Below are 21,643 nucleotides of genomic sequence, written 5' to 3' on the forward strand. Positions count from 1 at the left end.
GGGCATGAGCGACATCGGTGCACATCCTGACTCGACGTCGTCGGAACACGTCTGTGCCGGAAAGGAAGTGGTGAATCAGGCTGCGCGGCGGGGGTTTTCGCTCCTGGCGGTGCTGTTCGCTGCCGCGGCAGCGCTCACCGCCACGACTGGTACAGCGCACGCGCGACCGATCGACGCCGGGGCGCGCTATGTCGCACTGGGCGCCTCGTACGCCGCCGGTCCCGGCATCATGCCGGTGCTCGACGAGGGATGTCTGCGCTCGGCCCGCAACTACCCCGGCCAACTCGCCGAAGCGCTCGGCTTGGAGCTTGTCGACGTCACCTGCTCCGGCGCCACAACCGCTGACATCCTGGACAATCCGCAGCGCTTGCCCGGCGGGCAGGTGATGCCGCCGCAGATCGGCGCGGTCACACCGGACACCGAACTGGTCACGATCACCGTCGGCGGCAACGATCTCGGACTGATCGGCGGCATGATCGCGCGCAGCTGCGGCCCCGGTCTCGTCGGCGGGATCCCCGTGGTCTCGTTCCTTGCCTCGGAGGCTTGCGCGAGCGTTCTCGGCGATTCCAGTGAGCCCACACCGGCGGATTTCGACCGGGTGCGGATTTCGATCGCCGAGGTCGTGCGCGCCGTGCAGTCGAAGGCGCCGAACGCGACGGTCTTGCTCGTCGAATACCTCCCGGTCGTCGATCGCGACGGAACAGTTTGCGCGAAAGTGCCTCTCTCCCAAGCAGATGCGGAATCCGCGCGGCGCACCTACGACGGCCTGATCGCCGCGACTCGGACCGCCGCACACGAAACGGGGGTGGATACCGTAGCGGCCCCGAACGCCGACGCTCACAACGCCTGCGCCGCCACACCGTGGACCTACGGCTTCAACAGCCCACTGGATTCGAACGCACCGAACGTCGGGCTCGTCGCCACCATCGCCAGCTCCTACCACCTGAATGTCGAGGGCATGAGCGTCGTCGCCGACGAACTCGCTCACGCCCTCGACAGCTGATCGCCCGAGTCGAAGGCGCCTGAATCACAGACGAATTCATCGCATTGTGCTCGAACCCGCGCCGTCGGCCACTGCTGTTCCTCGATGCCGACGCGCCACTGGTCCCCTTCGGTGAGTACCCGCGGCGCCGGTCCGCGGCATGTCGGGCTCGCGCCTATCGCGGCTAGAACCCGAAGTAGGGCAACAGCTCACGCGCTACCGTGCGAGCTTGCCGGACGATTCGGCCACCGCACTACTCGCGCTCGGCAGCGTATGCCTCGAGGCGGTCCGCCAGCTCGTGGGGATGGCTCAGCGCGACGCAGTGACCACCGGGAATCTCGTCGGGAACAATGCCAAGCCGTTCTGGCACAAGCCTGCGGAAGAAGTCGGCCGGAAAGAACTGATCGTTCTCGCACAGCAGGAATTTCGTCGGCACATCCGGCCACGCACGTAGCGGCCACGGCGAACTGTAAGCAGTCGAGGACTCCCCGCGTTCTTTGCGCAACGCTTCCTCGGCGAGGGCACGCGGCACACCGTTGTAATAGCTGACGAACGGGTCGGAATTGCCGGTCCTACCGCCATCCAGCTCGGCTTGCTTCCTTACAGCCTCGCCATACCCGGTATTCGTCCACCAGTCCGCCGGTGACTCCCCCGGCACCGGAATCATCCCGGCCACCAGGACGAGTACGCCGACCGGCAGCCGATCGGCCACCAGCGGCGCGGTGAAGCAACCGTACGAGTGCGCCACGACGACCAATTCCCGCCGATCACCCACCGCCCTGACCACCGCGTCCGCATAGTCGTTCAGGCTCGCGGAGTCGTCGTCGCAGGGAAGATCCGGAGCGATGGCCTCATGACCGCGCGCCCGCAATTCGTCCACCACCAGATGCCAGAACCAACCGACATCACCAGCACCGTGAATCAAGACGAATGTGGCCACACCCATCCCCCGCGCCATTCGAACCGCAGGGCAATCGGGCGATCGTGATCCTATTGATCGGTTCATCGGACTGGTCCGGTTTGCATCGCCTGTGTGCCCACGACGGTCAGCAGCGCGAGCTTCTCGGCGGTGTCGGTTCCGGCGCGTGGGATGAACCAGAGCAACCGCTGGCGGCCGTCCTCGCTGAAGAGGCTGAGGCAGTTGAGGTCGAGCATGCCGACGGTGGGGTGGAGGATTCGCTTGCGCTCGTCTCTGCGCACCTCCACGTCCTGGTCGGCCCAAAGCGCCTGGAACTCCGGCGAATGCCGCAGCAGCTCGTCCACCAGCTCGGTCGCCTCGGCGTCCCTTGGGCTACGTCGTCCGACTGCCGCGCGCAGGTCGGCAACGAACGAGCGTGACTGCGGGGCGAGGTCCTCCTGCGGGTAGATCTGCCGCGAGGCCAGGTCGGTGAACCATCGGTAGATGAAGCTCGCCGCGCGGCCGTGGTGCGCGGACAGGTCGCCGAGCATCGCGGTGGCGAGCGGGTTCTGGACCAGAACGGTGTGCAGGTCGGTGCTCACCATCGCCGGGGTCCCGTCGATTCGTGTCAGCAGGTCGAGCATCGCGGCGTGGACGTGTGACGCCGTCCCGCCCTGGTGCGGGATCGGGCGGTTCGCCAACCGGTACAGATGGTCGCGTTCGTCGCGGCTGAGGCGCAGGGCGCGGGCGAGCGCGGCGAGCATCTGGTCGGAGGGCTGCGAGCCGGCACCGCGCTCGAGCTCGGTGTAGTACTCCACCGAGGCGCCGGCCAGGACGGCGACCTCGTCGCGACGCAGACCGGGGACGCGGCGCCGCGGTCCGGGCGCGAGCCCGACCTCCTCGGGCCGGATCCGCTCGCGTCGCGAACGCAGGAAGCCACCGAGTTCGGAGTACCTCGTGTTCGACATAGGCACAGCCTCCCTGGGCGGCGCCGTTGGCGCCAGGGGACGGCGTCCCCACCTTTGGAAGCAACTGTCGCGGGCCCGCACCGCGCCACAGAGTGGACGCCATGAACACCTCACTCACCGACTCCGGCGCATCGCCGGTCGCTGGAAAGACGGTCCTGATCACCGGTGGCACGAGCGGAATCGGCGCCGCGACCGCTCGGCTCCTGCTCGTGCGTGGCCACCGGGTCGCCGTCACCGGGCGCGACCCTGGTCGGCTCGAAGCCTTCCTCGACGAAGTCGGCCACGCGGACCGCGTCCTTGGCCTGGTGGCAGATGCCTCCGACTGGGACTCCACGAACACGGCGGTCGCCAGCACGGTGGAGCGCTTCGGGTCGCTCGACGCGGCAGTCGCGAACGCAGGCGGCGCGTCCGCGGATCACTTCCGGATGGGCGGTGCCGGCGTCATGGACGGCGGCGATCCGGAGCTGTGGGCGCCGATGGTGCTCGCCAACGTGCTCGGTCCGGCTCTGCTGGCCAAGGCGGCCCTGCCCTATCTCGAGCAGTCCCGCGGACGGCTGGTGCTGATCGGCAGCGTGGCCGGAATCAAGAACAGCCCCGGCAATCTCTACTCCGCCACGAAGTGGGCAGTGGTCGGCTTCGCCGAGAACCTCCGCCTGCACGCCACGACCCGCGGCATCGGCGTCACGGTCGTGAACCCAGGCATGATCGACACCGCGTTCTGGCACGGCCAGGTTCCCCCTATCGCGATGAGCCCGGATCCGGTGGCCGAGACGATCGGCTTCGCGCTCGACCAGCCGGCGGGCGTCGACCTCAACACGGTGACGATCCGCCCGATCGGCCAGGCCGTCTGACTCCAAGCGGGCAGTGCCGACGGGGTCTTGCCGCCCGTACTCAGCATCACACCGGATGTCTCGCTGGCCAACGGACTTCGGGTGAATCCACCTACTTTCGGAGTGTCGGTATGGCGAGGTATCTGGTACCCGCCCGTGAATCTCCGGACCGGTCCGATGTGGCGTCCCCCGCGGTGCCAGTCGGGCGATCAATCCGTCCAGTGACGGGGTGTTCCCGCCACCCTTCTGATACCGCCGACGTAGCGATCGAGGACCCGGTCTCGCATTGTGATCGCTTCCTGGCCGCCACTTCCCGGCTCTGGTTGACTGAGATCGTGGTTCCGACGAGCACGATCACCCATGTCCGCAGTCTCGACGGTCTTCAGCTGGCGGCCACGTTGGTCGTTCCCGACCTGGCCGCAACGAACGCTGTCGTCCTGGTCCACGGTGGTGGTGTGACGCGGGAAGAGGGCGGCTTCTTCACTCGCCTCGCCGCTGGACTCGCCGAGGCCGGTGTGGCGTCGCTGCGCTTCGACCTTCGCGGCCACGGGGAGAGCGAAGGTCGACAGGAGGAGCTGACGCTGTCGACCATTCTCAACGACATCCGCGTGAACCTGGCACATGTGCGCGAGATGACTGGGGCGACGAAGATCAGTTTGCTCGGCGCGAGCTTCGGCGGTGGCATCTGCGGCTACTACGCCGCAAAGCGACCGAACGAGCTGGCACGGTTGGTGCTGCTGAATCCCCAGCTCGACTACAAGAAGCGGACAATCGACAGCCGCGATTACTGGTCGAACGACAGCTTGAGCGACGAGCGAGCCAAGGAGCTCGAGGAGACGGGAGCGGTTCAATTCACGCCCACGCTTCGCCACGGTCGGCCCCTCTTGAACGAGGTGTTCTGGCTGAAGCCGAACGAGGTCCTCGGCGAAATCGAGGCCCCCACCCTGATCGTCCACGGCGACGCAGACACCTTGGTCCCAATCGACGGCACGCGCGAGGCCATTACTCGATTCACCGCGCCGGTGGAGTTGGTCGTGATCGAGGGCTCTCAGCACGGCTTCGCGGTGCACGACGATCCCCAGTATCTGAACCCAAAGAGCCAGGAGTTCCAGGCCGAGGTCGTCGACATTGTTTCTCGTTGGCTGGCAACAGGATCGACGCTACGACAGTAGGAGGTCACGCAGCTGGCGTACCTTCGGACGATGGTTCCAGGGATCGAGAGTGCGCACAACATCGATGATCACGTTCATCGTTCGCTCTGAACGAGTTTCCCGGGCCACGCCGACTGATCGCATTGCCACGGTAGCGGCTTCGTCGGGCTCGCCGGAAAGTGCGAGCGCTTTCGCTCTGCGAGCACCGAAAAAGCCGACGTCCCGCCGGGACAAGGCCCTGCCGTCGAGGACTTGGCCGAAGAGTTGGCTTGCCACCTGCGGCTTACCGGCTTCGGTGTAGCAGCATGCCGAACGCACAAAGAGGGTGTTCTGGTCGAAGTAGCTGACAAGCTCGTGATCGTCCGGGTTGCCGGCGTTCGTCAGGAGTTCCTGTGCCCGATCAAGGCTCCGCTCCACAAGCTTGGCAGATTCGCCCGCCATCGCCAGACCCAGGGCTTCCTGTTGCACAACCTCGGCTTGGACGTGAGGCGGCAACTGCCACGGCCCCTCGTTGGCCGCTCTAGCAAGTGTCAGCAGGGTGCCGGTGTCGCGTGTCTCGTAAGCCATCTGGGACTTTTTGAGCAGCACATAGCCCTGCATCGGCAGACAACCCGCGGCCTGCGCCCACTCCATCGCTCGGTCGTAAAGCAGCGTCGCCCTGAGCGGGTCGTGCAGATCGCGATAAAGCCATCCAGCGAATTCGGCACCGTCGGCGCCTACGGCGAGGAGCTTTCGATGGACGTCCGACGGGACATCTTTGCTGTGACGGCGGATGGCACCGATCACGCCGAGAACAAGCGGCAGAGCGGCTGCCGGCTCCAGGGAGCCGTCATCGGCTTTGCATCGCGCGAGCTGGGCGCGGAAGAAGGCGACGACCGACCCGTCGAAGTAGTGGCGCGCGTCTTCGAGTGCCCGGCCGACGCGCTCCAACTCTTCGGCGTGTTTCGGCGGCGCTGCGGCCGTACCATTCGAAGTCAGCCAGCGCGCCAGATCAACGGCATCATGCGTTGCGGCACTGGTAATTCCGCCCGAGGCCGCTGCGCTGGCGCTGCCGAGCTCCGGCAACTTGAACCACAGCAGTTCCTGTGGGATGCCGAGGCGCTGTGCCCACCGGATCAGTTTTGACAGCTGTTGGGGCGCCTCGCCCTTTTCGATGCGGCTGAGCTGGGCCTGTGTCAGCTCCAACCAGTTCGCGACCAACTCCTGGGCCAGCGGTCGGCCGTGAAGTGGGTTCATCCGATACGCGAAGATCACCCGGCCCATATGCCAGGTCGCGAGAGCATCTCGCATCTGGTCGTTCTGCCAGAACTCGGGCGGTACCGTTGGCGGCTCGACGAGTTCGCCGCGAACTGCTACTTCGCAAGCGCCACAGAAGTTTTGGGTGTTGTAGCCGCTGAGCCTGCTCCCGCAGCGGCCGCAGTAGCGCTGGGTCTTCGGTGCCCGCTTCATGATTGTCCGCTCCGGTGTTCGCTCAGATCTCACCGTACGCCCTGGTCGGGCGGACCCTATCACTGCTTGAAGTCAGCCACTATACGGTTCACGCATGCCCTGAAAATGCCTGTTTTCATGCGCGTTTAGCCCGCCATGCCGCCGAACGGCGCGCAGCGGTATTCGCGGCGCGCATAGCGACCGAACGGCACGTGGCATTCCGCGAACGGACGCCACCCATCACCGTTGGTTCCGGTACCCGGTACCGGGGTGACGCCTTTGCTCTTTCGGGGCGCATCGGTCCGCACGCGCCGCAGGGCCGATGGCGAAAGCCCTCGGTGCCGGGTACCTCCACCAATCCATGTTCGTTTCGCAGGGAAGGTGCTCCGCGATGCTCTACGCGACTCCCGCTGTTCCTCCACCTGCCGCCGTCACTCGGCCGGAAAGCCACACGGTGCCTGAGCAGCCCTTCACGATCGGCCAAGCCCATGCGGTGATGCAGTTCCATATTGCTTGCCGGGCCAGGAGGTGTCGGCGCAAAGCCGCCGCGCTCCAACGCTGGTCGCCGCCGGTCGGCGTTGTGCCATCAGCCCACAGGCCACGGTGATGGGTTCGCGGTCCCTTGATCCATCCCAACGCATTCGGCGCGTTCACATCCGATTCGGCCCCCTGACGTTGAACTACCGGGCCAGCGCCGAACAAGCGAGGAGCGTGGCCGACCGGCTGGCACAATACTTTCCGGATCTGGTGGTCACCGTGGACGACGACGCCCGTGACGATCTGCCGCCGCTGCCGTGCGCCGCCCTCTGGGACTGAAGTGGTCGACATCCACCATCGGCGGTGGCGCAACCCCGAAACATGTTGCGCCACCGACATAGTCGATCAGGACGACCTCGTCGCGGGGGCAGTGATCAATGGAATGTCCAGTGCGGTCAGGATTCCCGGTGGGGCCGACACCACCGCGGGTACCGCGTTGACGATGCGCATGGCGGTTGCCAGGAGGGTCGCGAAGTTGTGGTCGCCGCGGGGGCTAGAGGTCACCAAATCCATTGTGTAGCTGGGGTCGCCGGTGAGTTCCACGCGGTAGGAACCTTCGGGGTGGGCGGGTTGGGGCCAGTCGGGGCAGAGGTCGGGGCGTAGGCGGGTGACGTGTTCGAGCACCGTGACGACCCTGTCGCCGACCATGCCGCGCACTTCGAAACGCAGTGCGGCGGCAGTACCTTCGGCGATGTGGCCGGTGGCGATGTCGAACGATTCCGGGGCAGGGACGCGTTCGTAGGTTTCGGTGACCGCGTCGAGCTGCACGCCGATGCCCGCCGCGAGCTGGCGCACGACGCTGCCCCACGCCAGGGAGAGAACCCCGGGCTGCAACAGCATCGGGGTCTCGTCCAGTGGTTTGCCGAAGCCCATGATGTCGACCATGACCGCGCGGTTGTCGTAGCTGGCGTAGTCGACGATCTCCATGCAGCGCAGCTGGTCGATGCGCAGGCAGGTGCCCGCGAGCGCCAGCGGCAGCAGGTCGTTGGCGAAGCCGGGGTCGATGCCGTTCACCCACAGCGACGAATTGCCTTGCGCGGCGGCTTCTTGCACCGGCTTCAGGAGCTCGTCGGGCAGCACGCCGTACGGGTACTGGAAGAACACCGGCGCGCACGCGACGACGTTGACGCCCGCCGCGAGCAGCATACGCAGGTCTTCGAGAGCCTCCGGTAGCCGGTTGTCGGTCATCGAGCAGTAGACAACGCAATCGGGCCGAGCGTCCAGGATCGCGGCGACGTCGTTGGTGGCGGCGACGCCGACGGAACGGTCCAGCCCGGCGAGGATGCCCGCGTCCGTCCCTTCCTTGTCGGGGCCGGAGACCCACACTCCGGTCAGTTCGAGATCGGGGTTGGCGATGACGCCCGCCAAGGCGTGGCGGCCGACATTGCCGGTGCCCCATTGCACTACGCGATAAGTCATGTCACAGATCCGGGATCGGGAGGTCGAGGTTGGGGGTGATCAAACCGCCGTCTGGTTCGAGCACCTTGCCGGTGAGGTACTTGCCCGCCGGGGACACCAGGTAGAGCGCGGCGGCGGCGATGTCCTCCGGCTCACCGATGCGGTGCAGTGGCGTCTTGGTCTCCAGCTGGGCGCGCATCGCGTCGTTCGCCGCGACCACCTCCAGCGCGGAGGTCAGGATCGAGCCCGGCGCGATGGCGTTCACCCGGATGCGGGGGTTCAGGTCCAGCGCGGCGAGCCGGGTGTAGTGCGCGAGAGCGGCTTTCGCGGTGCCGTAGGCGGCGAAGGCTCTGCCCGGCAAACGTCCCATGGTCGACGTGATGTTGAGAATCGAACCGCCACCGGCGGTTTCGAGAATGCGCGGCACCGCGGCGCGCACCAGGGCGTGCGCGTTGCCGACGTTGAACGCGAACGCCTCGGCCATCGCCTCGGGCGTGGTGTCCAGCAGCGGGCACGGCAGCGCGCCTCCGACATTGTTGACCACGATGTCGAGGCGACCGAACCGGTCCACCGCCGTGGCGGCCAGGCCCGCGGCCGCGTCGGCGTCGCTCAGGTCGGCGGACACCACGTGCGCCTGCCTGCCGACGGCCGCGATCTGTTCGGCGACCTCGTCCAACTGACTCTTGGTGCGCGCCGCGACGAGCACGTCCGCGCCCGCCTCGGCGAACGCGAGGGCGATCGCCCTGCCCAGTCCGCGTCCGGCGCCGGTGACGACGGCGACCTGCCCGTCGATGCGAAACCGATCGAGAATCATCCGCTTCTCCGATCTGGTGTCGAATATTCGACACCCAATGACTTATATTCGTCATCGTAAGTCCACGCCCGGCCCAAGGGAAGACCCATGCAGCCCACCGAACTCGACGCCACTCGCCGCTCGCCCTCTCCACCGACCCGCCGCGTGGTCGAGATCGTGACGTTGCTGGCGACCGCGACCGAGCCGCTGCCGGTCGCGACGATCGCCGAACGCCTCGGCATCGCCAGGGCCACCGCCACCGCCGTACTCGCCGAACTCGACGCCGCAGGCTGGGCGGTGCGCGTCCCGGAGCGCGGCTACCGCGTCGGACCCGCGCTCGTCGCGATCACGGCGGCCCGGCTTCCGCGCGGCGTCGGCGATCTGCTCACCGAGTTGACCGCGAAGACCGGCTGCGGCGCGACGCTGAGCCGCATCGAACCCGACCACCTCACCGTCCTCGATGTCCGGCACGGTCCGAGCCGCACAGGGCCCGGAATCCCTGTCGGCCATCGCATTCCGCTCCAGTTCCCCGCCGGTGCGGCTGTCATGCCTTGGCGTTCGGCGGCCGAGCAGAACACCTGGCTGGCCACCACCGCCGAGCCGGACCGCCGCACCGCGAGCGCCTTGCTCACCCTGGTGCGCGAGCGCGGCGTCGCGCTGTTCCGGCCGCGCGCCGACGATGCCGGGCTTGTCGACCTGCTCGCCGATCTGCTCGCGGCGGCGGGAAGTGAACTGTTGCAACCGAATCTGCGCGCGCGAGCCCTGCGTCAACTCGCCGCCCTCACCGCGCGCCCGTTCACCAGAAGCGAGCTGGACTCGGCCGCCGATCTACCGCTGAGCTACCTCGCCGCCCCGGTGTTCGACGCGAACGGATCGGCCTCCTTCGAAGTGCAGCTCGGCCCGCTGCGGACCAGCACGACCAAATCGGAACGCGACGACTACATCGCCGCGACACTGGCCACCGCCCGAGCGCTGACGGCGGCCATCGCGGCGCAGTGACCAACTCGGGTCCCAGCGACTCGGAGACCATGCGGCAGCAAGGCGGCGAGGTAGTCCGGATCTCGGAGAGGGAATCGCGCACGCACGCGACTACACCTGTAGTCTCACCATCGAGACTACAGGTGTAGTCGAGCATCCGAAGGAGGGGCCTGATGCTGATCGACTTCGTTCCCGATGGGAACCTGTACCCATTCGAGTCGCGCTGGTTCGACTCGTCCGTCGGCCGGGTTCACTACCTAGACGAAGGAACCGGACCCACGATCCTGTTCTGCCACGGCGCTCCAACGTGGAGCTTCCTTTACCGCCACATCGTGAAGGACCTGCGCGACCGGTACCGGTGTGTCGCCATCGACAACCTGGGCTTCGGATTGTCCGAGCGCCCTGCGGGTTTCGGCTACACGATAGCCGAGCACACTGCGGTCCTCGGCGAGCTGATCGATCACCTAGAGCTCGACGGCTTCGTTGTGATGGGACAGGATTGGGGCGGCCCCATCGGTCTGGGCGCGGCGACTTCGCGCGCCGAACGGGTGCGCGGAATCGTGCTGGGCAACACCGTGTTCTGGCCGATCGAAGCGCTCGCGAATCGGGCATTCAGCGTGATCATGGGCAGCCGTCCGATGCAGCGGCGGATACTCGAACAGAATTTCCTCGTCGAACGCGTCCTGCTCGCGGAACTGGGTCGCAAACTCACCGCGGCCGAGGCCGACCACTACCGCGCGGTGCAACCCACCGCGACGGCGCGGCGCGGACTCGCTCTGACGCCCAAGGAAATTCGTGCCGCACGCCCGCTGTTGGACCAACTCGCCCGCGACGTGCCCGCCATGCTCGGCAACAAGCCGGCCTTGGCGGTGTGGGGAATGCGAGACATGGTGTTCCGCCCAAAGGCCTGCCTCCCCCGAATACGTTCCGCCTTCACCGATCTCGACATAGTCGAACTGCCACGCGCGCGGCACTTCATTCAAGAACACGAACCGGACGCGATCGCGGCGGCGATCGCGAAGCGGTTCCCGTGAGTACGCGCGCCGTGTGCCGCACTGCGGCATAGCAGTCGAATCAAGACTGTCGTTCCGAGGGTGCCGACCGCCGGCAGGAAGCGCCGGCGGTCGGCAACCGGTCGATCAGTTCGTGAGGGCGTGCTCGGCGCCGCGGTGCAGCGGCACGGGCGAAGTCGCGCGCGCGGTGTCGCGCGAGATGCCCTTCGCGGCCGAATTCGCCTGTTCCAGTTGCGGTTTGCGATCGAACAGCGTCTTGGTCAGCACACAGGCCAGGTCGGCGTCGAGATCGTCGCGCACCAGCAGGACATTCGGCACGACGATGGTCGCCGCGTCGGCGGGCAGCCCGTAGGTCGCGGCCGGGATCGTGCCCGCCTCGTACACCGGGTTCACCTCGCGCAGGCGCGGGGCGAGATCGGCGATGTCGAGGAAGCGGACCTTGTCCCCCGCCGAGGTGAACAGATCGGTGATACCGGGTGTGGGCAGGCCGCCGGAGAAGAACATGGCGTCGATGGAGCCGTCCTTCATGCCGTCGACGGTCTTGGTGAGATCCAGCCGCTGGGCGGAGATGTCGCGCTCGGGATCGATTCCGGCGGCGGCGAGCACCCGCTGGGCGATGACCTCCGTGCCGGACTTCGGCGATCCGGTGGATACGCGCTTGCCGCGCAGGTCCGCGACCGAGGAGATGTTGGCCCCGTTGCGCACGACCACCTGCGTGTAGTTCGGGTAGAGCCGCGAAAGCGCCTGCACCGGTTGCTTTTTGCCGTCGAATCCGCCGGTGCCGAGCACCGCGTCGGCGGCGGTGTCGGCGAGCGAGAACGCCACCTGGTAGGTGCCGGCCACCAGCTGCTGGATGTTCTGAACCGAGGCGCCGGTCTCGGCGGCGGTGGCCTTTACCGTGCCGTCGGTGGCCTGCGCGACCTGCTCGGCGTAGGCGTTGCCCAGCGCGAAGTAGACCCCGGTGGCGTTGCCTGTCGCGATGCCGACGCGCGAATCCCGTTTCACCTCGCAGGTCACCGCGCCGCCCGCGTCGGTGCGCGGTGCGTCTTGGCGTCCACCGCAGCCCGCGAGCAGACCGGCCGTCACGGCGGTGACGGCGACAATCGTTGCGACTCTTCTCACTTCGTCCTCCTTCGGGAGAGCAACGTGTACCCGGCGGCGGCCGCGAGCGCGGCGAGCCCGACGATCAGTGCGACGGGTTCCAGGTACAGCAGCACCAATCCGCCCGCCCCGGCGAGCACCCGCGCGGCCACCGGCGCCGGTCCGATGCCAAGCAGCCAGCCGCCGGTGGCCGAGGCCAGTGCGGCGACACCGACGCAGGCCACCACGCTGGTCCACAGCACACCGAGCACCGGCCCGGTGCCGAGCAGGTGTTCACCGGGTTCGGTCAGCACGAACACGATCGGCACCAGGAACGCGGGCAGCGCGTACTTCAGCGTCTGCCACATGGTCGGCACCGTTCGGCCGCCGGTGATGGCCGACGCGCCGACGGCGGCCAGCGCGGTCGGCGGGGTGACCTCGGAGAGCACCGAGTAGTAGAAGACGAACATGGCCGCCGCGGGCGCGGGCACATCCAAGGCGAGCAGGGCGGGCCCGATGATGGCCCAGCCGATGATGAACGAGGCGGTGACCGGCACCGCGAGGCCGAGCAGCGCGAGGGCGACCGCGGCGAAGGCCACGGTGCAGGCGAGCACGACGGTCTGATTGTCCGACAGCGCCGAGGCCCACCGGACAAGCAGCGCGGCCAACTGCGCACCGAGTCCGGTCTTGGTGGTCATCGCGGTGATCACGCCCGCCGCCGTACACACCGCTACCACCGGCAGCGCGGAACGGACGCCGCCGCTGAGCGCGTGGAACACCTCCCGTGGCGAACGAGCCCGGCTACGGGTGCGCGAATCGAGGAACGCGAGGGCGAAGGCGAGAGCGGTGGCGTAGACGACGGCACGGGTCGCGCTCACATCGAGGAGCAACAGCACGACGATCGCGATGAGCGAGAGGAAGTGGTAACCGAAGCGGGCGAGCAGCCGCCAGGCCGACGCGCCGCCGATCTCCACCGGCCTGGTGCCGAGCCTGCGGGCGTCGATCTCCACGGCGAGCAGGATGCCAAGGTAGTAGAGCACCGTCGGGATCAGCGCCCAGCCGAGCACCGTCACGTAGGAGACCTCGAGGTACTCGGCGACGATGAATGCCGCGGCGCCCAGCGTCGGCGGCGAGAGGATCGCGCCGACACCGGCCGCGGCCAGCATGCCGCCCGCCTGCTCCGGCGGATATCCCGCGCGCTTGAGGATCGGCCAGGTCACCGCGCCGACGCTGACCGCGGTCGCGGTGCCGGAGCCGGACACCGTGCCGAGCAGGAAGCCCGAAGCCACGGCGGTGCGCCCGGCCGCGCCCCGCGAGCGGCGGAACGCCGCCACCGACAGGTCGACGAAGAACTGTGCGGCGCCGGAGAATTCGAGCACCGCGCCGTATAGGGTGAACAGGACGATGTAGGTGGCCGCGACGTCGAGGGGTGTGCCGTAGAAGCCGCTGCCCGAGTTGTACAGCGCGTCCACGATCTGGCCGAAGTCCAGACCGGCGTGCGCGATGGTCCACTGCTGCGGCAGCAGCCCGCCGTAGTAGCCGTAGGCGAGGAACGCCAGGCACACCACGGGCAGCACCCACCCGGTGGTCCGGCGGCAGGCCTCCAGCACCAGCACCAGCAGCACCGTGCCCATGGCGACGTCCACCGGATCGAGCAGGCCCTGGCGGTCCAGGAATTCGTTGTATCCCCCGCCGCCCGAACCGATTTCGAACGGCAGCACCGGGTAGAGGCAGACCACCAGCGCCAGCGCGGCCAGCGCCCAGTCCAGTATGCCCGGCCCCGAGGACCGGTCGAGCAGCCGAAGTCCCGAGCGATACGCCAGGAAGATCAGCGGCAGCGTGCCCGCGAGGAACACCACCAGGTAGTACTGACTGCCCTGCGACAGCGGCCGGAACACCTGCCACACCGCGAGTATCGCGATCGCGAAGGCCGCGACCGCGACCACCCGCTCGGGCCACCCGCTCAGTTCGCGAGCAGGTCGCTCGGCATCGTCCACCTCGAGCGTGTCGATGGCAGGCCGCTGCTCTGCATCAGGCAGCTCCTCGTCGAGCTGAGGGTCCCGCGTGTCGGACATCGTGCGAAGATACCAACGCCGCGCGCCCGATTCGCCGGGTTTCGCGACGGAGTTGCGCTGGCCGCGCGCTCAACCCGAAATCTTTGCGGAATCATGAGGTTCGTACAGCACCACCGACCACGGCGTGCCCGGTGTCGCGTCGAGCGCGGCGCGCCGTTCGTGCGGACCGGTGACCGGATCCGCGAGCGCGACGCCCGCCCCGCGCAGGGCGGCGACGGCCGCGTCGAGGTCGGCGACCTTGACCGACAGCGCTGCCGCGTCTCCTTCGCGATCTTTTCCGGCCACCATGACGCGGGCCGGACCGATGTCGAACTGCGCCCACCGGTCGCCGTCGACGAAGGTGGGTGGCCCGCCGAACAGCGCGCTCAGCAGCGCGACGGTGGCCGGCAGGTCGTCGGTGGGCAGGATCGTCCCGATCCGTTCGATGCTCATTCCTCGCTCCCGAAGGCACGGCGGATGGCCGAAAACGCCACGGCGGCCGCCTTTTCGGCATCCGGAAGGTGATCGGCCATACTCACGAAACCGTGGAACTCCCCGTCGTAGCGGATCATTTCGGTGGGGACGCCCGCCGCGCGCAACCGGGCGGCGTAGGCCTCCCCCTCGTCGCGCAGCGGATCGAACTCCGCGGTGAGGACGTGCGCCGGCGGCAGTCCGGACAGGTCGGCGGCGCGCGGCGGCGCGGCGTAGGGGTGGTCGCCGTCGCCGTCGGGGCCCAGGTACTGCTCCCAATACCACCGCAGGTGCGCGGCCGTGGTGAAGTAGCCCTCGGCGTTGTCCCGGTACGAGGCGGTGTCGCAGGACGGGTCCAGCATCGGATAGATCAGCAGCTGGTGCGCCAGCGCGGGACCGCCGCGTTCCCTGGCCATCAGCGTCGTCACGGCGGCGAGGTTGCCGCCGGAACTGTCGCCCGCCACGGCGATTCGGGCGGGATCGCCGCCCAGCTCCGCCGCATGGTCGGCGGCCCAGCGCACCACCGCGTAGGCGTCCTCGGCGGCCGCGGGAAACCGGTGTTCCGGGGCCTGGCGGTAGTCGACCGAGACCACGATCGCGCCGATGCCGTTGGTCATCGTCCGGCAGAACTGGTCGTGGCTGTCCACACTGCAAATGGTGAATCCGCCGCCGTGGCAGAACACCACCACGGGCAGGCCGGGATCGGCGTCGGCGGGCCAGTAGATCCGCACCCGCACCTCGGGCGCTCCGTCCGGCCCCGGCACCGTCCGCTCCTCGACCCGGCCGACCGGGATCGGCTCGACGACCGCCGCGGGCCGCGCCGCCAGCAGGCGACGGGCCTCGGCGGCGTCGAGTACCTCGGTGCCGAGCTTCGGGAAGGCGGCCGAGGCCAGCTCCACGATGGCGCGGGCTTCGGGTTTCAACGGCACGATCGGCTCCTCACTCCACGCCAGGCAGCTGCGCGCCGGGTGGAATGAACTGCCCGGCGGACAGGCCGCCGTCGATGGCGAGTTCCGCGCCGGTGACGAACGCCGAGGCGTCCGAGGCGAGGAAGGCGACCAGATCGGCGACCTCACTCGGCAGCCCGACGCGACCGAGCGGCAGGGCCGGAAAACTGCCGGGGCCGGTGCTCAATCCGAGGTGGCCGATCATCGGCGTGTGAATCGGACCGGGATGCACCGAATTCACCCGAATGCCAACGGGACCGAGCTCGAGCGCCGCGGTCTTCGTCAGCCCGCGCAGTCCCCACTTCGACGCGCCGTAGGCGGCATGCCCCATCAGACCCTGGAGTCCGGCCTGCGAGGAGATGTTCACGATGGAACCGCCGCCCGCGGCCGCCAGCGGACCAGCGACGGCCTTGATACCGAGGAACGAGCCGACCAGGTTGACCCGCAGAATCCGTTCCAGCTCTTCGGCACTGGTGTCGGTGAGCGCCTTGGTCGTGTAGATCGCGGCGTTGTTGACCAGCACATCGAGGCGACCGAACTCGCGCTCGGCGGTCTGCACCGCGGCCGCCCACTCGGCTTCACTGCTCACGTCGTGCGCCACGAAACGCGCTGCGTCACCGAGAGATTCGGCGACCGCCTTGCCTTCGTCGGCCAGCACATCGGTGATCACCACGCGCGCACCGAGTTCGACGAACAGCCGTGCTTCGGCCTCGCCTTGGCCTCGCGCCGCGCCGGTGATGATCGCGACTTTCCCGTCCAGCGTGGTCATTTCACTCCTCGTTCTTGCGAAAGTGCGGGATTACGGTCTCGCCCCAGTGCCGGATGGTCTCCAGGCAGGCTTCCTGTGGCACGGTGCCCATCTGGATCAGGCACAGGATCTCGTCGGCGCCCGCCGCCTTCAGCCGTTCGACGTAGGCGATGGCGTCCTCCGGCGAGCCGTAGGCGTGCTCGGCGTTGAACACCGAGGTCGCGCCCGCCTTCACCGGGATCTTGGCCTCGTGCAGGTAGGCGACGTGGTCGTCGGCGGCCCGCTTGATGGCGGCCAGCTCGTCGGCGTTGGGGTCGACGGCCTCGTCCGGCACCGGGCCCGCGCCGTACCAGTGCTTGATCGACTGCGCGAAGAACCGCTGGCCGCGCGCGCCGATCTGCTGCGCCTTCTCGCGGTCCTCCAGCACGATGGTCGGGCACAGCGCCGCGAAGTGATCGTTGACGACGGTGGAGACGAACTTCTCTCCGGTGCGCTCGGCGATGGCCTGGTCGTAGGTGCGGCGCAGCTCGGCGATCTCCTCCACGCCCGCGAAACCGAGGACCAGCGCGCCGATGCCGTAATCGGCGGCCAGCTTCAGCGTGTCCTTCTTGGTGCACGCCATGAACAGCGGCGGGTGCGGCAGCTGGATCGGGCGCGGCAGCATCGGGTGCGGGTCGATGTCGAGCAGCTCACCGTGCCACTCGAATTCGCCCTCCGGGTCCTGCCAGGCCTTGCCGATGATGCGCAGCGACTCCTCGACCTCCTGGTAGGTGCGGTCGGGATCGACCCCGCACATGGAGGTCTCCTGCGGGGTGGCGCCGCGGCCCGCGCCCAGGTTGACGCGGCCGTTGGAGAGCACGTCCAGCATGGCGGCGCGTTCGGCGGCGCGCACCGGGTGGTTGAAGTTGAACGGCATGCAGACCACGCCGTGACCGATACGGATACGCTCGGTGCGCGCGGCCACCCAGGTCAGGAAGATCTCCGGGGCGCTCATGTGCGCGTACCACTTCAACCCGTGATGTTCGACGGCCCAGACGGTGTCGAAGCCCATCTCCTCGGCCAGCACGGCCTGCTCCACGCAGTCGCGCAGCACCTGCCGTTCGTGCTCGGCCGACGGATCGGTCATCTGCGCCTCGAAGATCATCGAGAACTTCATGCATTGCCTCCACTTCTCAATATGCCTAGTAGAAATATTTCCGATGCTCTCGTGGAGGTCAGGGGGATGTCTCGCTGGATGAGACTGCGCACCCCAGCGCCCATGCCCGGGTCCTAGCGTTCGAGGCGAAGCAGCTGAGAGGAAGGAACGCAGTGGGTCGACTCGAAGACAAGGTCGCGCTGATCACCGGTGGTGCGCGTGGGATGGGCGCCGAACACGTGCGCCGCTTCGTCGCCGAAGGCGCGCGGGTGGTGTTCGGCGATGTGCTCGACGAGCAGGGCGCGCAACTCGCGGCCGAGCTCGGCGCGGCCGCCCACTACGTGCACCACGACGTGACCAGCGAATCGGACTGGGCCGCGGCGGTGGAGACCGCGCGCGAGAAGTTCGGCAAGCTCGACGTGCTGGTCAACAACGCGGGCATCCTGCGCTTCCAGAGCATCGCGGACATGAGCCTCGCCGACTTCAGCACCATCATGAACGTCAACGTGACCGGTTCCTGGCTGGGCATCAAGACCGCGGCGCCCGCGCTCACCGAGGCGGGCGGCGGGTCCATCGTCAACATCTCCTCGGTCGAGGGATTCATCGGCGCCGCGGGCCTCTCCGCCTACAGCGCAAGCAAATTCGCGCTGCGCGGCATCACCAAGTCGGCCTCGCGCGAGCTGGGCAAGGCGGGCATCCGGGTGAACTCCGTGCACCCCGGCGGCATCGCCACGCCGATGACCGCCAACGCCTCTTCCGGCGTGGACGGCGACAAGTTCTTCGCCGGGCTGCCGATCCCGCGCTGGGGCCGTCCCGAGGAGGTCACCGAGGCGGTGGTCTTCCTGGCCTCCGACGCCGCGGGCTACTGCACCGGCACCGAGGTGGTCGTCGACGGCGGCATGCTCACCGGCGCCGGCTACTGAATCGGAGAGGCAGACGATGTCTGAGCAGAAGTCCACGCAGGCCGTCTACGACGTGGTGGTCGTCGGTTCCGGCGCGGCGGGCATGACCGCGGCGCTGACCGCCGCCTACCGCGGCCTGTCGGTGGTGCTGATCGAGAAGAGCCGCACCTTCGGCGGGTCCACCGCGCGCTCCGGCGGCGGCGTGTGGATCCCGAACAATCCCGTGCTGGTGCGCGAAGGCGTGCCGGACAGCCCCGATCTGGCCCGCGTCTACCTGAAATCCGTGGTGGGCGACCGGGTTCCGCAGGCCAAGCAGGACGCGTTCCTTGACAACGGCCCGCGCATGATGACCTACCTGTGCTCGCGCACCCCGCATCTCGAATTCGTCTACGACCGAGGGTATTCCGACTACCACCCGGAACTGCCCGGCGGACTGGCCCAGGGTCGCAGCATCGAGCCCGCCATCGTCGACGGCCGCCTGCTCGGCGACGACCTGGCGCTGATCAACCAGCCGACGATGTCCGGCCCGAAGGGAATCGCCTTCACCGTCAGCGACTTCCACGATCTGAACATGATCGCGCGCACCTGGAAGGGCAAGCGCACGGCGATGAAGGTCGGCGCCAAGGCGGTCATGAACAAGCTGCGCGGGCGGCTGCCGCTCAGCCTCGGCAAGGCGCTCGTCGCCCGGCTGTGGTTGGCGCTGCGCGACGCGGGCGTGCCGGTGTGGCTGAACACGCCGCTCACCGAACTGATCACCGAGGACGGCGCGGTGGTCGGCGTGCGCGCCGAGCGCGACGGCGCGCCGATCGTGCTGCGGGCGCGCCGCGGCGTCGTGCTGGCCGCGGGCGGATTCGAGCACAACCTGCAGATGCGCGAGCAGTACTTCGCCGCGCCGGTGAGCACCGACTGGACCGTCGGCGCCACCGAGAACGTCGGCGACGGCATCCGCGCGGGTGAAAATGTCGGCGCCGCACTCGATCTCATGGACGACGCGTGGTGGGGTCCGTCGGTGCGCAACCCCGACGGGCCGCCGTTCTTCTGCCTGGCCGAACGCTCGCAGCCCGGCGCCATCATGGTCAACGACGCGGGACAGCGGTTCACCAACGAATCGGCCAGCTACGTCGACGTGGTGCACACCATGTACGAGCGCCACGCCTCCGGGGTCGGCCACGTGCCCGCGCACTTCATCATGGATCAGCGCTTCCGCGACCGATACCTGTTCCTCGGCACCTTTCCGAAGCAGGCCATTCCGCAGAAGTACTTCGACGCGGGCATCATCAAGAAGGCCGACACCCTGGAAGAACTCGCGGACAAGATCGGCGTTCCAGCCGAAGCGCTGACCTCGACGGTCCAGCGGTTCAACGGCTTCGCGCTTGCCGGTCGCGACGAGGACTTCCACCGTGGCGAATCCGCCTACGACCGCTACTACGGCGACCCGACGGTCAAGCCGAACCCGTGCCTCGCGCCGATCGAGAAGCCGCCGTTCTACGCGGTGGAAATGGTGCCCGGCGATCTGGGCACCAAGGGCGGTCTGCTGACCGACGAGCACTCCCGGGTGCTGCGCGCCGACGGCGCGCCGATCGCGGGACTGTACGCGGCGGGCAACAATTCGGCCGCCGTGATGGGCAACAGCTACGCCGGTGCGGGCGCGACCATCGGCCCGGCCATGGTCTTCGGCTACATCGCCGCCAACCACCTCGCCGATCTCGATCGAGCGTGAAAGGACAGAACATGGACAGGGTCAGCGGTAAAACGGTCATCGTGACCGGCGGCGCGCGGGGCATGGGCGCTGCGTTCGCGCGCAAGCTCACGGATCATGGCGCGTCGGTGGTCATCACCGACGTGCTCGCCGAGGAGGGCAAGGCGGTCGCCGCCGAAATCGGTGAGCGCGCACTGTTCCTTCCGCACGATGTGACCGACGAAAGCGCTTGGCAGTCCGTGGTTTCCGCGGCCGAGCAAGCCTTCGGTCCGGTCGCCGGGCTGGTCAACAACGCCGGCATCGTGCACGTCGATCCGATCGAGAAGCTCGCCGAAGCGGACTACCGCAAGGTGATCGACGTCAATCAGGTCGGTGTGTTCCTCGGCATGAAAGCCGTTGTGCCGTCGATGCGCCGGGCGGGCGGCGGCTCGATCGTGAACATCTCCTCGATCGGCGGCATCATCGCCTTCTCCAACATCCTCGGCTACGTCGCGTCCAAGTGGGCGGTGCGCGGCATGAGCAAGGCCGCGGCCCAGGAGTTCGGTGTGGACGGAATCCGGGTCAACTCGGTGCATCCCGGCGTCGTCGCCACCGAGATGACCGCGACCTCGGACCGTTCCAACTCGATGGTGCACGACCAACCGATGCCCCGCGCCGCCACCCCCGAGGAGCTGGCCAACGTGGTGCTGTTCCTGATCTCCGACGAGTCGGCCTACTGCACCGGCGCGGAATTCGTCGCCGACGGCGGCTTCACCACCAAATGACACGAGGACAACTGCTGTGAAGAACTTCCAGGACAAGGTCGCCGTCATCACCGGCGCCGGTGCGGGGATCGGGCGTGCGCTCGCGCTCGAATTGGCGCGCAACGGCGCGCGTCTCGCGCTCTCCGGGCGCGACCTGACCAATGTCAGCGAGACCGCCGCGCTGTGCGAGCGGGAGGGCGCGAAGGCGCGCGCCTACAAGCTCGACGTCACCGACCGCGCCGCGTTCTACGCGCACGCCGAGGAGGTGCGCGCCGACTTCGGTCCGGCCAACCTGCTGGTCAACAACGCGGGCGTCTCGCTGACGGCCACCGTCGAGGAACTCACCTGGGAGGACTTCGAGTGGATCGTGAACATCAATTTCTGGGGCGTCATGTACGGAACCAAGGCGTTCCTTCCACAGGTGATCGCCTCCGGTGACGGGCACATCGCCAACGTCTCCAGCATGTTCGGCCTGGCCGCGTGCCCGAGCCAAGGTGCTTACAACGCAACGAAATTCGGTATCCGCGGGTTCACCGACGCGCTGCGCCAAGAGATGAAGATCGCCGGTCATCCGGTCGGCGTGAGCAGCGTGCACCCGGGCATGGTGAAGACCGAGATCGCCTGGAAGGCACGGGCGGGCGGCGATCGCGACCGCGACGCGCTCGCCGCCAATTTCGATCGGCTGGCCAAGACCACGCCCGAGGCCGCGGCGAAGATCATCCTGCGCGGCATCCAGAAGGACAAGGCCAAGATCCTCGTCGGCGCCGACGCCCGCGTCATCGACCTGCTGCCCCGGCTTTTCGGCTCCGGCTACCAACGCATCATCACGGCCCAGATGAAGAACGAGGTCAACTGAGCAAACAAGGCGTTACGGGCCCGGCAACCGGT

The 21,643-nt window shown here is 68.1% G+C and carries 20 protein-coding genes; 9 read left to right on the forward strand and 11 right to left on the reverse strand.

The genetic code is table 11. The features are described 5' to 3' along the window. Positions 1-4 precede the first annotated feature (4 nt). The gene (locus NAM01S_RS02780) at positions 5-1,003 is read left to right on the forward strand and encodes an SGNH/GDSL hydrolase family protein (RefSeq protein WP_084482357.1); all 999 of its coding nucleotides are present in this window, start codon (positions 5-7) and stop codon (positions 1,001-1,003) included. A gap of 232 nt (positions 1,004-1,235) precedes the next feature. Here the strand turns inward: NAM01S_RS02780 and NAM01S_RS02785 are convergent, their stop codons facing one another. Then, positions 1,236-1,922 carry an alpha/beta fold hydrolase gene (locus tag NAM01S_RS02785; RefSeq protein ID WP_067779014.1) on the reverse strand — a complete coding sequence of 229 codons (687 nt, stop codon included), beginning with the start codon at positions 1,920-1,922 and terminating at the stop codon, positions 1,236-1,238. A gap of 62 nt (positions 1,923-1,984) precedes the next feature. Next, positions 1,985-2,848: a helix-turn-helix transcriptional regulator gene (locus tag NAM01S_RS02790; protein WP_067778686.1), complete on the reverse strand. Its 864-nt coding sequence runs from the start codon at positions 2,846-2,848 to the stop codon at positions 1,985-1,987. 101 nt (positions 2,849-2,949) lie between these two features. Between NAM01S_RS02790 and NAM01S_RS02795 the strand changes: the two genes are divergently transcribed. Together NAM01S_RS02795 and NAM01S_RS02800 are read left to right on the forward strand one after the other, a co-directional pair. Next, positions 2,950-3,699 (forward strand): SDR family oxidoreductase, encoded by a 750-nt coding sequence (locus NAM01S_RS02795; protein WP_067779017.1) that lies wholly within the window; start codon positions 2,950-2,952, stop codon positions 3,697-3,699. 314 nt (positions 3,700-4,013) lie between these two features. Beyond that, positions 4,014-4,850, forward strand: coding sequence for an alpha/beta hydrolase (locus NAM01S_RS02800; RefSeq protein ID WP_067779020.1), 837 nt, complete (start codon positions 4,014-4,016; stop codon positions 4,848-4,850). On the opposite strand, the gene NAM01S_RS02805 is transcribed toward NAM01S_RS02800, so the two are convergent. The 3 genes from NAM01S_RS02805 to NAM01S_RS02815 form a co-directional block, all read right to left on the reverse strand. Beyond that, complete coding sequence (locus NAM01S_RS02805; protein WP_253798125.1) at positions 4,839-6,278, reverse strand: NsdA family TPR-like regulatory protein; 1,440 nt, start codon at positions 6,276-6,278, stop codon at positions 4,839-4,841. The two genes, NAM01S_RS02800 and NAM01S_RS02805, sit on opposite strands and share 12 nt — an antisense overlap. Before the next feature lie 861 nt (positions 6,279-7,139). Continuing rightward, positions 7,140-8,213: an NAD(P)H-dependent amine dehydrogenase family protein gene (locus tag NAM01S_RS02810; protein WP_067778689.1), complete on the reverse strand. Its 1,074-nt coding sequence runs from the start codon at positions 8,211-8,213 to the stop codon at positions 7,140-7,142. Position 8,214: 1 nt separating this feature from the next. Continuing rightward, positions 8,215-9,006 (reverse strand): SDR family oxidoreductase, encoded by a 792-nt coding sequence (locus NAM01S_RS02815; RefSeq protein ID WP_067778692.1) that lies wholly within the window; start codon positions 9,004-9,006, stop codon positions 8,215-8,217. Between the two features lie 87 nt (positions 9,007-9,093). Between NAM01S_RS02815 and NAM01S_RS02820 the strand changes: the two genes are divergently transcribed. Further along, entirely contained in the window at positions 9,094-9,984 is an 891-nt protein-coding gene (locus NAM01S_RS02820; protein ID WP_067778694.1) for a helix-turn-helix domain-containing protein, read from the forward strand. 152 nt (positions 9,985-10,136) lie between these two features. Further along, the gene (locus NAM01S_RS02825; protein ID WP_067778697.1) at positions 10,137-10,997 is read left to right on the forward strand and encodes a haloalkane dehalogenase; all 861 of its coding nucleotides are present in this window, start codon (positions 10,137-10,139) and stop codon (positions 10,995-10,997) included. Positions 10,998-11,102: 105 nt separating this feature from the next. Here NAM01S_RS02825 and NAM01S_RS02830 read toward each other — a convergent pair whose 3' ends face one another. The 6 genes from NAM01S_RS02830 to NAM01S_RS02855 form a co-directional block, all read right to left on the reverse strand. Beyond that, entirely contained in the window at positions 11,103-12,098 is a 996-nt protein-coding gene (locus tag NAM01S_RS02830) for a TAXI family TRAP transporter solute-binding subunit (RefSeq protein WP_067778701.1), read from the reverse strand. After that, on the reverse strand, positions 12,095-14,131 hold the full coding sequence (locus NAM01S_RS02835; protein ID WP_067778704.1) for a TRAP transporter permease: 2,037 nt from the start codon (positions 14,129-14,131) through the stop codon (positions 12,095-12,097). The genes NAM01S_RS02830 and NAM01S_RS02835 overlap by 4 nt, the downstream gene beginning before the upstream one ends. A 69-nt stretch (positions 14,132-14,200) precedes the next feature. Next, positions 14,201-14,563 (reverse strand): hypothetical protein, encoded by a 363-nt coding sequence (locus NAM01S_RS02840; RefSeq protein ID WP_067778707.1) that lies wholly within the window; start codon positions 14,561-14,563, stop codon positions 14,201-14,203. Further along, positions 14,560-15,510, reverse strand: coding sequence for a LipP1 family hormone-sensitive lipase (lipP1, locus tag NAM01S_RS02845; RefSeq protein ID WP_067778710.1), 951 nt, complete (start codon positions 15,508-15,510; stop codon positions 14,560-14,562). Before lipP1 ends, NAM01S_RS02840 begins: the two co-directional genes overlap by 4 nt. 10 nt (positions 15,511-15,520) lie before the next feature. Beyond that, positions 15,521-16,297: a glucose 1-dehydrogenase gene (locus tag NAM01S_RS02850; RefSeq protein ID WP_067778713.1), complete on the reverse strand. Its 777-nt coding sequence runs from the start codon at positions 16,295-16,297 to the stop codon at positions 15,521-15,523. A 1-nt stretch (position 16,298) separates the two neighbouring features. Continuing rightward, a complete protein-coding gene (locus tag NAM01S_RS02855) occupies positions 16,299-17,432 on the reverse strand; it encodes an LLM class flavin-dependent oxidoreductase (protein ID WP_067778716.1) in 1,134 nt (377 codons plus the stop codon). Between the two features lie 152 nt (positions 17,433-17,584). Between NAM01S_RS02855 and NAM01S_RS02860 the strand changes: the two genes are divergently transcribed. From NAM01S_RS02860 to NAM01S_RS02875, 4 genes are read left to right on the forward strand one after another with little or no spacing between them, the layout of a single operon-like run. Further along, a complete protein-coding gene (locus NAM01S_RS02860; protein WP_067778719.1) occupies positions 17,585-18,334 on the forward strand; it encodes a glucose 1-dehydrogenase in 750 nt (249 codons plus the stop codon). 16 nt (positions 18,335-18,350) lie between these two features. After that, on the forward strand, positions 18,351-20,033 hold the full coding sequence (gene kstD, locus NAM01S_RS02865; protein WP_067778722.1) for a 3-oxosteroid 1-dehydrogenase: 1,683 nt from the start codon (positions 18,351-18,353) through the stop codon (positions 20,031-20,033). A gap of 11 nt (positions 20,034-20,044) precedes the next feature. Further along, positions 20,045-20,776: a glucose 1-dehydrogenase gene (locus NAM01S_RS02870; RefSeq protein WP_067778725.1), complete on the forward strand. Its 732-nt coding sequence runs from the start codon at positions 20,045-20,047 to the stop codon at positions 20,774-20,776. 16 nt (positions 20,777-20,792) lie between these two features. Then, positions 20,793-21,611: an SDR family NAD(P)-dependent oxidoreductase gene (locus NAM01S_RS02875; RefSeq protein ID WP_067778727.1), complete on the forward strand. Its 819-nt coding sequence runs from the start codon at positions 20,793-20,795 to the stop codon at positions 21,609-21,611. Positions 21,612-21,643: the final 32 nt, after the last annotated feature.

It is taken from the genome of Nocardia amikacinitolerans NBRC 108937, from assembly GCF_001612615.1.
GTDB lineage: Bacteria > Actinomycetota > Actinomycetes > Mycobacteriales > Mycobacteriaceae > Nocardia > Nocardia amikacinitolerans.

Bases quoted from the DNA above. Each gene is read 5' to 3' on its own strand.
- NAM01S_RS02855 (WP_067778716.1), bottom strand. From the start codon at position 17,432: ATGAAGTTCTCGATGATCTTCGAGGCGCAGATGACCGATCCGTCGGCC.
- kstD (WP_067778722.1), top strand. From the start codon at position 18,351: ATGTCTGAGCAGAAGTCCACGCAGGCCGTCTACGACGTGGTGGTCGTC.
- NAM01S_RS02820 (WP_067778694.1), top strand. From the start codon at position 9,094: ATGCAGCCCACCGAACTCGACGCCACTCGCCGCTCGCCCTCTCCACCG.
- NAM01S_RS02870 (WP_067778725.1), top strand. From the start codon at position 20,045: ATGGACAGGGTCAGCGGTAAAACGGTCATCGTGACCGGCGGCGCGCGG.
- NAM01S_RS02795 (WP_067779017.1), top strand. From the start codon at position 2,950: ATGAACACCTCACTCACCGACTCCGGCGCATCGCCGGTCGCTGGAAAG.
- NAM01S_RS02790 (WP_067778686.1), bottom strand. From the start codon at position 2,848: ATGTCGAACACGAGGTACTCCGAACTCGGTGGCTTCCTGCGTTCGCGA.
- NAM01S_RS02780 (WP_084482357.1), top strand. From the start codon at position 5: ATGAGCGACATCGGTGCACATCCTGACTCGACGTCGTCGGAACACGTC.
- NAM01S_RS02835 (WP_067778704.1), bottom strand. From the start codon at position 14,131: ATGTCCGACACGCGGGACCCTCAGCTCGACGAGGAGCTGCCTGATGCA.
- NAM01S_RS02825 (WP_067778697.1), top strand. From the start codon at position 10,137: ATGCTGATCGACTTCGTTCCCGATGGGAACCTGTACCCATTCGAGTCG.
- NAM01S_RS02815 (WP_067778692.1), bottom strand. From the start codon at position 9,006: ATGATTCTCGATCGGTTTCGCATCGACGGGCAGGTCGCCGTCGTCACC.
- NAM01S_RS02850 (WP_067778713.1), bottom strand. From the start codon at position 16,297: ATGACCACGCTGGACGGGAAAGTCGCGATCATCACCGGCGCGGCGCGA.
- NAM01S_RS02840 (WP_067778707.1), bottom strand. From the start codon at position 14,563: ATGAGCATCGAACGGATCGGGACGATCCTGCCCACCGACGACCTGCCG.
- NAM01S_RS02810 (WP_067778689.1), bottom strand. From the start codon at position 8,213: ATGACTTATCGCGTAGTGCAATGGGGCACCGGCAATGTCGGCCGCCAC.
- NAM01S_RS02805 (WP_253798125.1), bottom strand. From the start codon at position 6,278: ATGAAGCGGGCACCGAAGACCCAGCGCTACTGCGGCCGCTGCGGGAGC.